Source organism: Salmonella sp. 32120201201600049SM (genome assembly GCF_017572835.1).
In the GTDB taxonomy this organism is placed as follows: Bacteria; Pseudomonadota; Gammaproteobacteria; order Enterobacterales; family Enterobacteriaceae; genus Salmonella; species Salmonella enterica.
The window spans coordinates 1-13,054 of record NZ_JAGESA010000008.1 but is presented as its reverse complement, the minus strand read 5'-3'; the positions used below and the strand labels follow the sequence as shown (position 1 = coordinate 13,054).

At 49.0% G+C, this 13,054-nt stretch carries 13 protein-coding genes and 3 other RNA genes; 11 read left to right on the top strand and 5 right to left on the bottom strand.

Annotation, left to right across the window (positions count from 1 at the left end):
- The first annotated feature begins 27 nt into the window (after positions 1–27).
- From J4650_RS15840 to pnuC, 5 genes are all read left to right on the top strand, one after another.
- A non-coding RNA gene (locus J4650_RS15840) (RtT sRNA) lies at positions 28–153 on the top strand.
- Positions 154–182: 29 nt separating this feature from the next.
- Positions 183–308: non-coding RNA, RtT sRNA (locus J4650_RS15835), on the top strand.
- 29 nt (positions 309–337) lie between these two features.
- Positions 338–463, top strand: a non-coding RNA gene (locus J4650_RS15830) — RtT sRNA.
- A 294-nt stretch (positions 464–757) separates the two neighbouring features.
- Positions 758–1,801 carry a quinolinate synthase NadA gene (gene nadA / locus J4650_RS15825; RefSeq protein WP_023993908.1) on the top strand — a complete coding sequence of 348 codons (1,044 nt, stop codon included), beginning with the start codon at positions 758–760 and terminating at the stop codon, positions 1,799–1,801.
- 24 nt (positions 1,802–1,825) lie between these two features.
- The gene (gene pnuC, locus J4650_RS15820; RefSeq protein WP_000345361.1) at positions 1,826–2,545 is read left to right on the top strand and encodes a nicotinamide riboside transporter PnuC; all 720 of its coding nucleotides are present in this window, start codon (positions 1,826–1,828) and stop codon (positions 2,543–2,545) included.
- On the opposite strand, the gene zitB is transcribed toward pnuC, so the two are convergent.
- Positions 2,542–3,480: a CDF family zinc transporter ZitB gene (gene zitB, locus J4650_RS15815; RefSeq protein WP_000951250.1), complete on the bottom strand. Its 939-nt coding sequence runs from the start codon at positions 3,478–3,480 to the stop codon at positions 2,542–2,544. The two genes, pnuC and zitB, sit on opposite strands and share 4 nt — an antisense overlap.
- A gap of 110 nt (positions 3,481–3,590) precedes the next feature.
- Positions 3,591–3,977, bottom strand: coding sequence for a YbgS-like family protein (locus tag J4650_RS15810; RefSeq protein WP_000784380.1), 387 nt, complete (start codon positions 3,975–3,977; stop codon positions 3,591–3,593).
- A 319-nt stretch (positions 3,978–4,296) separates the two neighbouring features.
- On the opposite strand from J4650_RS15810, the gene aroG reads away from it, so the two are divergent.
- Entirely contained in the window at positions 4,297–5,349 is a 1,053-nt protein-coding gene (gene aroG, locus J4650_RS15805; RefSeq protein ID WP_001109233.1) for a 3-deoxy-7-phosphoheptulonate synthase AroG, read from the top strand.
- Between the two features lie 93 nt (positions 5,350–5,442).
- Here the strand turns inward: aroG and J4650_RS15800 are convergent, their stop codons facing one another.
- Complete coding sequence (locus J4650_RS15800) at positions 5,443–5,988, bottom strand: FumA C-terminus/TtdB family hydratase beta subunit (protein ID WP_000970374.1); 546 nt, start codon at positions 5,986–5,988, stop codon at positions 5,443–5,445.
- A gap of 14 nt (positions 5,989–6,002) precedes the next feature.
- Positions 6,003–6,848: a fumarate hydratase gene (locus tag J4650_RS15795; RefSeq protein ID WP_000086831.1), complete on the bottom strand. Its 846-nt coding sequence runs from the start codon at positions 6,846–6,848 to the stop codon at positions 6,003–6,005.
- A 129-nt stretch (positions 6,849–6,977) separates the two neighbouring features.
- Here J4650_RS15795 and J4650_RS15790 point away from each other — a divergent pair, with 129 nt between their 5' ends.
- A complete protein-coding gene (locus J4650_RS15790) occupies positions 6,978–7,868 on the top strand; it encodes a LysR family transcriptional regulator (protein WP_000405924.1) in 891 nt (296 codons plus the stop codon).
- On the opposite strand, the gene J4650_RS15785 is transcribed toward J4650_RS15790, so the two are convergent.
- Complete coding sequence (locus J4650_RS15785) at positions 7,869–8,852, bottom strand: LysR family transcriptional regulator (protein WP_000282119.1); 984 nt, start codon at positions 8,850–8,852, stop codon at positions 7,869–7,871.
- 222 nt (positions 8,853–9,074) lie between these two features.
- Here J4650_RS15785 and J4650_RS15780 point away from each other — a divergent pair, with 222 nt between their 5' ends.
- The 4 genes from J4650_RS15780 to J4650_RS15765 all read left to right on the top strand — a co-directional run.
- A complete protein-coding gene (locus J4650_RS15780; RefSeq protein ID WP_023993907.1) occupies positions 9,075–10,343 on the top strand; it encodes an SLC13 family permease in 1,269 nt (422 codons plus the stop codon).
- Positions 10,344–10,392: 49 nt separating this feature from the next.
- Positions 10,393–10,641, top strand: a complete 249-nt coding sequence (locus J4650_RS15775; RefSeq protein ID WP_001089087.1) for an oxaloacetate decarboxylase subunit gamma — start codon at positions 10,393–10,395, stop codon at positions 10,639–10,641.
- Positions 10,642–10,656: 15 nt separating this feature from the next.
- Positions 10,657–12,429 carry a sodium-extruding oxaloacetate decarboxylase subunit alpha gene (oadA, locus tag J4650_RS15770; protein WP_039511466.1) on the top strand — a complete coding sequence of 591 codons (1,773 nt, stop codon included), beginning with the start codon at positions 10,657–10,659 and terminating at the stop codon, positions 12,427–12,429.
- A 12-nt stretch (positions 12,430–12,441) separates the two neighbouring features.
- A partial coding sequence (locus tag J4650_RS15765; RefSeq protein ID WP_085407993.1) for a sodium ion-translocating decarboxylase subunit beta occupies positions 12,442–13,054 on the top strand: 613 nt, incomplete at its 3' end.

Below are 13,054 nucleotides of genomic sequence, written 5' to 3'. Positions count from 1 at the left end.
GTAAAAAAGCGCCTTAAAGGCGCTTTTTTGCTATCTGCGATTTATAAGATTCGAACCTGCCGCAGGTCCGGGTCTCACGCAGTGAGACAACGGAGCCGTTTACGGCGACGGCCCGAAGGGCGAGCGAAGCGAGTCATCCTGCACGACCCACCAATGTAAAAAAGCGCCCTAAAGGCGCTTTTTTGCTATCTGCGATATGGAAGATTCGAACCTGCCGCAGGTTCGGGTCTCACGTAGTGAGACAACGGAGCCGCTTGCGGCGACGGCCCGAAGGGCGAGCAAAGCGAGTCATCCTGCACGACCCACCAATGTAAAAAAGCGCCCTAAAGGCGCTTTTTTGCTATCTGCGATTTATAAGATTCGAACCTGCCGCAGGTTCGGGACTCACGCAGTGAGACAACGGAGCCGCTTGCGGCGACGGCCCGAAGGGCGAGCGAAGCGAGTCATCCTGCACGACCCACCAATGTAAAAGAGGGCGCTGGCGGCGCCTTTTTGCTATCTGCAATATGGAAGATTCGAACCTGCCGCAGGTTTGGGTCTTGCCTGATGCGCTGCGCTTATCAGGCCTACAGACGGCACCGCTCAAGTAGGCCAGATAAGACGTTACGCCGCCATCAGATATGGGGCTACGTAATTATTGTGACTTTCCTTATTGAATCAGCTATCTTGTTTAGCATATAAAACAAATTAACCGATTGTGGCGTTTGTTACGCTTTCATTCGGTTATTTCGTTAAGTCAGTAAAACGAGAAACCACGATGAGCGTAATGTTTGACCCACAAGCCGCAATCTACCCGTTCCCGCCGAAACCAACGCCGTTGAATGACGATGAAAAGCAATTTTATCGTGAGAAAATCAAGCGGTTGCTCAAAGAGCGCAATGCCGTCATGGTGGCGCACTACTACACCGATCCGGAAATTCAACAGTTGGCAGAAGAAACCGGCGGCTGTATTTCCGACTCGCTGGAAATGGCCTGTTTCGGCGCGAAGCACGCCGCATCCACGCTACTGGTAGCGGGCGTACGGTTTATGGGGGAAACCGCCAAAATCCTCAGCCCGGAAAAAACCATTCTTATGCCTACCCTGGCGGCGGAATGTTCGCTGGATTTAGGCTGCCCAATAGACGAATTTAGCGCTTTTTGTGATGCGCATCCTGACAGAACCGTAGTGGTCTATGCTAACACCTCGGCTGCTGTTAAAGCGCGTGCGGACTGGGTTGTGACCTCCAGTATCGCCGTAGAACTGATTGAGCATCTGGATAGTTTGGGGGAAAAAATTATCTGGGCGCCGGACAGACACCTGGGGAATTACGTGCAAAAACAGACCGGGGCCGATGTACTGTGTTGGCAAGGGGCGTGTATCGTGCATGACGAGTTTAAAACCCAGGCGTTGACCCGTTTAAAAAAAATCTATCCCTATGCCGCTCTTCTGGTTCACCCTGAATCGCCGCAGTCCATTGTCGAGATGGCCGATGCGGTGGGCTCCACCAGTCAGCTTATTAAGGCGGCAAAAACGCTGCCGCACAGACAGCTTATCGTGGCGACCGATCGCGGCATCTTCTACAAAATGCAGCAGGCGGTGCCTGAAAAAGAGCTGCTTGAAGCGCCCACGGCTGGCGAGGGGGCGACCTGCCGTAGCTGCGCGCACTGTCCGTGGATGGCGATGAATGGCCTGAAAGCCATTGCTGAAGGGCTGGAGCAGGGAGGCGCGGCGCATGAAATACAGGTTGATGCGGCGCTACGCGAGGGCGCATTACTGCCGCTCAACCGGATGCTGGATTTTGCGGCTACACTTCGGGCGTAAAGACGGAAATCTTTGGGGGAGAGAATGGATTTTTTTAGTACGCACAACATACTGATTCATATTCCGATTGGCGCTGGCGGGTACGATCTCTCGTGGATCGAAGCGGTAGGAACCATCGCCGGCCTGCTCTGTATTTGGCTTGCCAGTCTGGAGAAGATCAGCAACTACTTTTTTGGACTGGTTAACGTCACCCTGTTTGCGATTATTTTCTTTCAGATCCAGCTTTATGCCAGCCTGTTGCTGCAACTCTTTTTCTTTGCCGCCAATATTTATGGCTGGTATGCGTGGTCGCGGCAAACAAAGGATAATGAAGCCGAGCTTAAAATCCGCTGGCTGCCGTTGCCAAAAGCAATGGCATGGCTGGCGATATGTGTGATAGCTATCGGTTTGATGACGCGATATATCGATCCCGTATTCGCCGTCCTGACGCGCGTGGCCGTCGCCATTATGCAGATGCTGGGGTTACAGGTGACAATGCCTGTACTGCAACCGGACGCTTTCCCGTTCTGGGACTCTTGCATGATGGTGCTGTCTATCGTGGCGATGATTTTGATGACACGCAAATATGTCGAAAACTGGCTCCTGTGGGTGATAATCAACGTAATCAGTGTGGTGATTTTTGCTTTGCAGGGCGTCTATGCGATGTCGCTGGAATATCTGATCCTGACATTTATCGCCGTGAACGGTAGTCGCCTGTGGATAAACAGCGCGCGGGAGCGAGGATCGCGCGCGCTTTCCCGTTAATGGTGATGAACATGCCCGGATGGCGTCTGATTCAGATGACAGTCCGGGCCGTGACACACTTGATACTCCATCTGAATCGTAGCGTGCGCAATATGGTATTCGTGCATCAGGAAATCCTGGATACGTTCCAGCAGCGCATCATGGTCGTGTGGCGGAATGACCTGAGCGTGCAACGTCATGACCGGTTTTTCGCCGACCATCCAGACATGCACATGGTGTACGTTGCGGACTTCGGGGATTTCCCGACTTAAATGGCGCTGTAAGGCATTAATATCCAGTGAAACCGGCGCGCCTTCCAGCAATTCGTTGACGCTATCTTTTAACAAACGCCAGGCGCTGCGTAGCACCAGTACCGAAACCAGAATAGAGAGAATCGGGTCCGCTGGCGTCCAGCCTGTCCAGATAATGATCAACGCGGCGACTATTGCGCCGACGGAACCCAGCAAATCGCCCATCACATGTAGCGCGGCAGCGCGCACGTTCAGGTTTTTTTCATCGCTTCCCCGATGGAGAATCCAGAACGCAAACAGGTTCGCCAGCAGACCCGCAACCGCAATCACCATCATCAGATTGCCCGCCACCGGACGTGGCGTGTAAAAGCGCTCTATCGCTTCCCAGACAATGAGAAGGGTAATGACCACCAACGCAATGGCATTCACAAAGGCCGCCAGAGTGGTGAGTCTTAGCCAGCCAAAAGTGTGGCGAACAGTCGGGGGACGACGGGAAAATTGAACCGCCAGCAGCGCAAAGAGAAGGGCCGCCGCGTCGGTGAGCATATGTCCCGCATCCGCCAACAACGCCAGAGAGCCGGAGAGTATCCCGCCCACCACCTCAAGGAGCATAAATCCGGCAGTGACGATAAAGGCGAAAAGCAGGCGACGAGCATTATTATCTTTCGGCAGGTGTGAATCGGCATGAGAGTGTGAGTGCGCCATAACGTCATTCCTTTGTTATTCTCATCAATACTGTAGACATCATACTGATTTTTCGCTGACAAAATAAAAAGGAGAGCGAAAGCTCTCCCGTTATCAGACTTTTTTCTGCATTACTGTGTGGTACCGTCGGTTTTGGTATTCACGTCATTATTGACGCCATTACCGGTTTCCACTTTTTTATTAATATCCGGGCAGCGACCGTCTTTACACATGGTATTTTTATGCTCTTCATCCTTGGTCATTCCGTCATGATTCATGGTTGAACCGTCTGGATGCTGCATCGTGCTGTTAGTATTGCCGTTGGTATTGATGTCGTTGTTATTCACATCATTCGGCGCTACATTCTGGCGGGCGTCCGGGGCAACCTGACCGGCATTTGCCGCCGAGTTCGCCTGGCCATTACTGGATTGCGCGTTAGATTCAGCAGCTAACGCTGCGCCGCTGGCAAGGCCGAGGGTAGCGGTGAGTAAAAGCGTAGTCAGTTTTGTCATTTTCATAAGATGCTCCTGTTATGGTGGATATGTCGGATAACCTCTTCCAACAGTGCACGTGTCAGTCAAATCCTCAAATAAGGGATAAAAAGCGTTCGCCGCCGCGGGTTAACGCAGCAGAGAATCTTGCAATAATTCATAAACAGAGTGGTTACAGTTAAAAAGTGTAGGTTAGATCCCATTTTTCGCTACATTTGTGCGTTTTTTTCCTGAATTCCAGGATTATTCCGTTCAAAGTGTAAAAGCCCGTTTACACTATTTAATTGAAGAGATAGATTGGAGGGATTGCATTCATTGGGATAAGTACGGCAACACTGGAATAAACATGAATTATCAGAACGACGATTTACGCATTAAAGAAATCAACGAGTTATTACCTCCGGTCGCGCTGCTGGAAAAGTTTCCCGCCACGGAAAATGCAGCAAATACCGTTGCTCACGCGCGCAAAGCTATCCATAAAATTCTCAAAGGCAATGACGATCGTCTGCTGGTGGTGATCGGTCCTTGTTCAATTCATGATCCGGCAGCGGCGAAAGAGTATGCCGCCCGTTTGCTGGCGCTACGTGATGAGCTTCAAGGCGAGCTTGAAATTGTCATGCGCGTCTATTTTGAGAAACCGCGTACCACCGTCGGCTGGAAAGGGCTGATTAACGATCCGCACATGGATAACAGCTTCCAGATTAACGACGGTCTGCGTATTGCGCGCAAACTGCTGCTGGATATTAACGACAGCGGCCTGCCTGCCGCCGGCGAATTCCTCGATATGATCACGCCGCAATATCTGGCCGATCTGATGAGCTGGGGCGCCATTGGCGCGCGGACTACTGAATCCCAGGTTCATCGCGAACTGGCGTCTGGCCTCTCTTGTCCGGTCGGTTTTAAAAATGGTACTGATGGCACGATTAAAGTCGCCATTGACGCCATCAACGCCGCCGGCGCGCCGCATTGCTTCCTCTCCGTCACTAAATGGGGTCATTCGGCGATTGTGAATACCAGCGGCAACGGCGACTGCCATATCATTCTGCGCGGCGGTAAAGCGCCAAACTATAGCGCGCAACATGTTGCTGAGGTGAAAGAAGGCCTCATCAAAGCGGGACTGACGCCGCAGGTCATGATCGATTTCAGCCATGCCAACTCCTGTAAGCAATTTCAAAAGCAGATGGAGGTTTGCGCCGATGTCTGTCAGCAGATAGCAGGCGGTGAAAAAGCGATTATTGGCGTGATGGTAGAGAGTCATCTGGTGGAAGGAAACCAGAGTCTGGAAAGCGGTCAGCCGCTGACCTACGGTAAAAGCATTACTGACGCCTGTATTGGCTGGGAAGATACCGATGCGCTGCTTCGTCAGTTGTCGGCAGCGGTAAAAGCCCGTCGCGGCTAATTTTATTTTCTATCCTGTGGTGAAGTGCAGGATAGAAAACATATCGGTCCGGTAACAGCCTACCGGACCGATATTGCCAATATTAATGTATTATTATTTGGCGTACTTAGGTACTTCCTGCTTCTGGAGGGTATTTCCTTCCGAATCAATTCCTACAATGACTCTATAGCGGTCAAAATATAACTTCTTAATGGATTCTGTTCCTAATTCTTCGTAGGCAACAATTTCTACTGATTTAACATGTTTTGTATTAATTGCAGACGCTCCTCCAATCCCGAGTAGCGAAACCCCACCGTATTTTTTACAAAGCTCAGCGACATAATCAGCACGATCGCCTTTGCCAAGAAACGCAGTTGCCCCTTGTTGAAACATCATTTCTACAAATGGGTCCATACGCGCGGCCGTTGTAGGACCGTTGGAGCCAATAGGTAAACCAGGTCTGGCAGGGCAGGGGCCAGCATAGTAAATCGTTTGGTTTTGAAAATCGACTGGTGATTTTTCTCCGTTACTAAGCGCTACTTCGATTTTTTTATGCGCGGCGTCACGGCAGGTGTAAGCAAATCCAGTGAGAAATAATATATCGCCGACCTTAAGAGTTTTCGCTTTCTCTTTAGTCAATGGTAATGTTAATTCCATCATAGCTTCTCCAGGTATTAAATGATTTCACTAGCGTGGCGGCTTGCATTACATTGGAAATTGATTGCGACTGGCAATGCAGTAATATGGCAAGGATAGTAATCGACATGCACGCCTAACGCCGTAATACGCCCGCCCATACCTAAAGGGCCGATCCCTGTATTATTCACGGCCTCTAATAATTCAGCTTCGAGCTGGGCATAAAGTGGTTTTGCATTGAACTCACCAAGAGGGCGTAATAATGCTTTCTTCGCCATCCACGAACAGTGATCCATTGTACCGCCAACGCCGATACCAATAATATAAGGAGGGCATGGATTGCCTCCTACACGACGGACAGTTTCCAGAACAAAATCTTTTATACCATCAATACCATCGCCGGGAAGCAATGTTTTAAAAGTTCCCATATTTTCGCTACCGCCGCCCTTTGGCATAACGGTAATTGTCACTCGGTCACCATCAACAATTTCAGTATGTAAAATTGCAGGAGTATTATCATTAGTATTAATACGTTCTAATGGATCTGCAACCATGGATTTTCTTAAGTATCCATTTTCATAGCCCTGGCGAACACCCTGGTTCACCTGATCTTTAAGCGGCTTACCTTCCCAGCATACATGTTGTCCAATTTCCATTATAACGATACAAGTGCCGGTATCATGGCAGCATGCAAGTTGTTCTTTTTTTGCATACTCTCCATTATCAATTAATATCTTAATGGTTTCCTTGCCGATCTTTGACTCTTCTTTATCATATGCTTTACGAAAAGAACACATGAGATTATCATCCAGTTCATAACAAGCTTTTTTTACAAGTTTTTCGATAACCGGAATGATAATTTCTGTATTTAATATACGACTCATACTCCCTCCAGTGCTATGTTGCATTGTTTTATCCATTGATCACATTTTCATGATATTCGTATTCATTGTAGGAAGGAAATATGTTATTTTTATTAAATGATAAATTTTATTTATAGTAGTGAAAAATAGATGGAAATTAGACAATTAGAATATTTTGTAAGCGCTTCTTTGTTAGGTAACTTAACCAGAGTTGCTGAGCGGCATTTTGTTTCTCAACCTAATATCACCATTGCTATTAAGAAGTTAGAGACTGAATTAGGGGTGACATTATTTGATAGAAAGAAAAATAAACTTGTCCTTACTGAGGAGGGCATGTTTTTCTTACAAAAAATTGAACCTATCCTTATTGCGTTAAAAAATAGCGTAGCGGAAATGAAAGATTATCGTAATGAAAATGGTGGCATAGTAACTTTGGGGATCCCACCGATGATAAGTTTGTTTCTTTTTTCACCGCTCTTCAAGCATTTCCGAGAGATTTATCCAGAGATGGAACTCTCTCTTGTTGAAGAGGGGACTTTTGGTTTACATGATAAACTTTCTGCTGGAGAGCTGGATCTTGCTATTGTTATTATTAATGACTGTCCAAAAGAATTAGTTACGGTACCATTAATGACTCAGCAGCACGTGGTATGTATGTCAGATAAACATCCTCTGGCAAAAAAGGATAGTATCGATTGGGAAGATCTACAATATGAGCCATTGATACTAATGAAAAAAGATTCCTGGCATAGAAAAACGATTATTGAAGAATGTACAAAGCGAGGAATTCATACACATATTTTTCTATCATCAAACAGGATTCAAACCAACATAGATCTGGTTGCTAAAAATGAAGGAATTTCTTTCATTTTGGACGCTGTCGATCTTAAAGCCGAAAAAGTAATAACCAAGGCCATGACTGAGCCGACTTATGTTACGATTGGTTTGGCCTGGAAGAAAGATAAATATTTATCATATGCAACCAGAGCGTTAATTAAATTCATTGAGGATTATATTAAAGAACATTTTACAATTAAATAATTATATTTGTTCTTCAACAAAAATTTCCCATAGCTCTTCGGCATCTGGAGGCATTCTCTTGGCTGGTCTATAAAGTCTTATTTCTATGGGTACCCATAAATTGCTTTCTTTTTCCGCTGCAGTAACAATAGTTTTAGCCTCTATATCTTGCCTGGCAAGGCTTTGAGGTATCCAGGCAACACCATCGCCAGATCTGACCATTGCCAATAGTGTTGCTGCCAGATCGGCCACAAAGGCAACATTTATATTATGGGTAATTCTGTTAATAGACGCTGTATTTGCTATTATTCTTCCCAGACCTGATTGTGATGAAAAAGAAAGGTAAGGGAATTGAATCTTATTATTTATATTCCACAACGGTTTTAACGTTTCTGAGTCTGGTTTACTGAATGGAATTAATGTATCAAACCCAAGACGAATGCTCATAAAGTTATTTTTATTTAAATTTAGATGCATATGTGGGTGATGGTGACACAGCAAAAATTGTGAATCTCCCTGCCGCATCATTTTTTCACACGCATTCAATGAGTCAGATAAAAGACGAAATGAACCAAATTTTGCAATTTTATCACTTTGCTTTAACAAGTGCGGTACAAAAGAGAAAGACAAAGCATGCGTTGCTGAAAAAACAAGACTAGGTTGTTTATTACCTGCGGCCTCAAGGGTATCACTTTTCAATGTGTACAAGGAGTGGATCAGTTCGGGAAGCTGGTCTGTAAATACTTCTCCGGCCTTGGTAAGGGTGACTCCCCGTTTACTTCTTTCAAAAAGGGGCGTACCCACCCATTCTTCGAGAGATTGTATCCGACGACTAAATGCGGGTTGAGTCACATATCTTGAGGCAGACGCTTTTGAGAAATTCAACGTTTCTTTTAGAGCCAGACAGTCTTCGAGCCATGTTAGTTCGAGGTGATGCCGATATTGCATAAGCTGCAACCTTATTAGCATTGGATGAGTTTCATTTATATAAGTAGCATTATACACAGACAGATTTTAAGAGGAAATTATTTGATTAAATAGAAACAAAAGCAGTAAGAATATGTTATGCCTTTGTCGGGTAAGTGTTGTTATTTATGTGAGTGTATTCTTTCTCAATAGAAATTAATTAGATGTAATTTTAGTATAACATGTGATTTATGCTTGTTGCAGTTGTATTCATGACTGTAATGAGTTGTTTTTGTACCCTAATAATATAAGGACGTATACATGTCACCAGCGATTATTACTTTGTTGGTTTTAGTGGTTGCAATAATTATCTTTGTTAGCGATCGTCTTCCTATGGGATTAGTTGCATTTATGGTCCCAATGGCACTTTATTTTACCGGTGTTATCGATGCTAAGGATATTTTTGCTTCAATCGTAAATGCGAATGTTATTCTTATCGTCGCCATGTGTGTACTCGGTGCGGCATTTTTTAAAACAGGTTTGGCATGGCAATCAAGTAAAATTTTACTAAAATATGCTAAAACAGAAAGAAGCCTTAGTGTATTGATTTTTCTTATTGGTGGAGTTATGTCTGCCTTTGTTTCTAATAGCGGAACAGTTGCTGTGCTAATTCCTATTGTTTTAGGTATTGCCGCCAGTAGTCAGATTAAGCCTATTAAACTTCTTATGCCTCTGGTTTTTGGGGCAACAATCGGTGCTGACATTTCTATTATCGGTTCGCCAGGAAATCTGATTGCTAAAAATACTATTGAAACTTTTAGTAAGGGAAGTCTGTCGGTGCCATTTTTCGAATACGCTAAAATTGGTATTCCTTTGCTGATTGCATGCTCTATATTTCTCTATTTCTTCGGTTCAAAACTCATCGCAGATCGTGATGGAAATACACAATCTGATTCTCAAATGGATTATAGCCAAATTCCGGCCTGGCATAGAAATTTAACTTTAGCCGTTTTTATTCTGTCTATCGCTGGAATGGTGGCAACTGATTATATTAAGTTTCTGCCTCCAATGCATATTATTGCATGTTGTGCGGCTATTGTTCTTGTATTCGCTGGCGTTTTAACACAAAAGGAAACTTTTAATTCTTTTGAAACGCTAACTGTTTTCATGCTTGCGTTTATGATGCCTTTAGGTGCCGCGATTAATTCTACTGGTGCTGGAGAAATGATTGCCAATGCCGTTATTTCAGTAACCGGAGATTCTGGCGTTATGATTATTATGGCGTCATTGTGGATACTTACATGGGCTTTGACTCAAGTAATGAGTAACACTGCAGCATGTACGTTGTTATGCCCGGTAGGATGGACTATCGCACAATCTATTGGCGCAGACCCTCGTGCAGTTGTTATTGCTGTTTTTATTGCGAGTAGTGTTGCTGTTTGTACCCCAATGGCTATTCCAGCAAACTCAATGATTATTGGCCCGGGGAATGTTAAATTTAAAGATTTCTTAAAACCCGGATTGGCGATTAGTTTGGTTTGTTTTATCGTTAGTATGATTTTACTACCGGTATTTTATCCCTTCTATTAATGCCTGATATTACTTTTCTATTTTAGATTATTAAATTTGAGACTTTATTATGAATAGTTCGGTGCTATTAGGTGAAGGCTTCACTCTGATGTTCCTCGGCATGGGGTTCGTGCTGGCGTTTCTGTTCTTGCTGATTTTCGCCATCCGCGGCATGTCCGCCGCCGTCAACCGTTTCTTCCCTGAACCGGTCCCAGTACCGAAGGCGGCACCTGCCGCCGCCGCGCCCGCTGACGACTTTGCCCGCCTCAAGCCGGTGATTGCCGCCGCTATCCACCACCATCGCCGCCTTAACCCTTAATTTACGGAGGAATCCATGACCATTGCCATTACCGACGTCGTCCTGCGTGACGCCCACCAGTCCCTGTTCGCCACCCGCCTGTGCCTTGACGATATGCTGCCGATTGCCGCCCAGCTTGATGACGTGGGCTACGGATCCCTCGAATGCTGGGGCGGCGCCACCTTTGACGCCTGCATCCGTTTCCTCGGCGAAGACCCGTGGCTGCGCCTGCGCGAACTCAAAAAAGCCATGCCCAAAACCCCGCTGCAGATGCTGCTGCGCGGCCAGAACCTGCTCGGCTACCGCCACTACGCCGATGACGTGGTGGAACGCTTCGTCGAACGCGCGGTGAAAAACGGCATGGACGTGTTCCGCGTCTTCGATGCCATGAACGACCCGCGCAATATGAAAGCCGCACTGCAGGCGGTACGCAGCCACGGCGCCCACGCCCAGGGCACGCTCTCGTACACCACCAGCCCGGCGCACACCCTGCAGACCTGGCTGGATTTAACGGAGCAACTGCTGGAAACCGGCGTCGATTCCATCGCCATCAAGGATATGTCCGGTATCCTGACGCCAGTGGCGGCGTATGACCTGGTCAGCGAAATCAAAAAACGCTATGACGTGCGCCTGCACCTGCACTGTCATGCCACCACCGGGATGGCGGAGATGGCGCTGCTGAAAGCCATTGAAGCGGGCATCGACGGCGTTGACACGGCGATTTCCTCCATGAGCGCCACCTACGGCCACCCGGCCACCGAAGCGCTGGTCGCCACGCTTGCCGGAACCGGATATGACACCGGGCTGGATATCCTGAAGCTGGAAAACATCGCCGCGTACTTCCGCGAGGTGCGCAAAAAATATCACGCCTTTGAAGGCCAGCTGAAAGGCTACGACAGCCGTATTCTGGTGGCGCAGGTGCCGGGCGGGATGCTGACCAACCTCGAAAGCCAGCTGAAGCAGCAGAACGCTGCGGACAAACTCGACCAGGTGCTGGCGGAAATCCCCCGCGTGCGCGAGGACCTCGGCTTTATCCCGCTGGTGACCCCGACCTCGCAGATTGTCGGCACCCAGGCGGTGCTCAACGTGCTGACCGGCGAGCGCTACAAAACCATCGCGAAGGAAACCGCCGGGATACTGAAGGGCGAGTACGGCCACACCCCGGTGCCGGTCAACGCCGGGTTACAGGCCCGCGTGCTGGAAGGGGCTGAACCGGTGACCTGCCGTCCGGCGGATTTACTCAAACCGGAGCTGGCTGAACTGGAAGCGGACGTGAAGCGCCAGGCGCAGGAGAAGGGCATTCAGCTTGCGGGAAACGCCATCGACGACGTGCTCACCGTGGCGCTGTTCCCGCAGATTGGGCTGAAATTCCTCGAAAACCGCCATAACCCGGCGGCGTTTGAGCCACTGCCGCAGGCGGAAGCCGCGCAGCCGGTGGCAAAAGCAGAGAAGCCTGCCGCCTCCGGTATCTATACCGTGGAAGTGGAGGGCAAAGCCTTTGTGGTCAAAGTCAGCGACGGCGGCGATATCAGCCAGCTGACGGCGGCTTCGTCTGCGCCGGTTCAGGCGGCATCCCCGGTTGCCCCGGCAGGCGCCGGCACACCGGTCACCGCGCCGCTGGCGGGCAACATCTGGAAGGTGATTGCCGCCGAAGGCCAGAGCGTGGCCGAAGGCGACGTGCTGCTGATTCTGGAAGCCATGAAGATGGAAACCGAAATCCGCGCCGCGCAGGCCGGCACCGTCCGCGGTATCGCGGTGAAGTCCGGGGACGCCGTCTCCGTGGGCGACACCCTGATGACGCTGGCGTAACGGAGAACTGAAATGGAAAGTCTGAACGCCCTGCTTCAGGGCATGGGGCTGATGCACCTTGGCGCAGGCCAGGCCATCATGCTGCTGGTCAGCCTGCTGCTGCTGTGGCTGGCGATAGCGAAGAAGTTCGAGCCGTTGTTGCTGCTGCCGATTGGCTTCGGCGGCCTGCTCTCCAACATCCCGGAAGCGGGTATGGCGCTGACCGCGCTGGAAAGCCTGCTGGCGCATCACGACGCCGGGCAGCTGGCGGTGATTGCCGCGAAGCTTAACTGCGCGCCGGACGTGCACGCCATTAAAGAGGCATTAGCGCTGGCGCTGCCGTCGGTGCAGGGCCAGATGGAGAACCTGGCGGTGGACATGGGCTACACGCCGGGGGTGCTGGCGCTGTTCTATAAAGTGGCGATTGGCTCCGGTGTCGCGCCGCTGGTCATCTTTATGGGCGTGGGCGCGATGACCGACTTCGGCCCGCTGCTGGCGAATCCGCGCACCCTGCTGCTCGGCGCGGCGGCGCAGTTCGGCATCTTCGCCACGGTGCTGGGGGCGCTGACGCTGAACTACTTCGGCCTGATTGCCTTCACCCTGCCGCAGGCGGCGGCCATCGGCATTATCGGCGGCGCGGACGGCC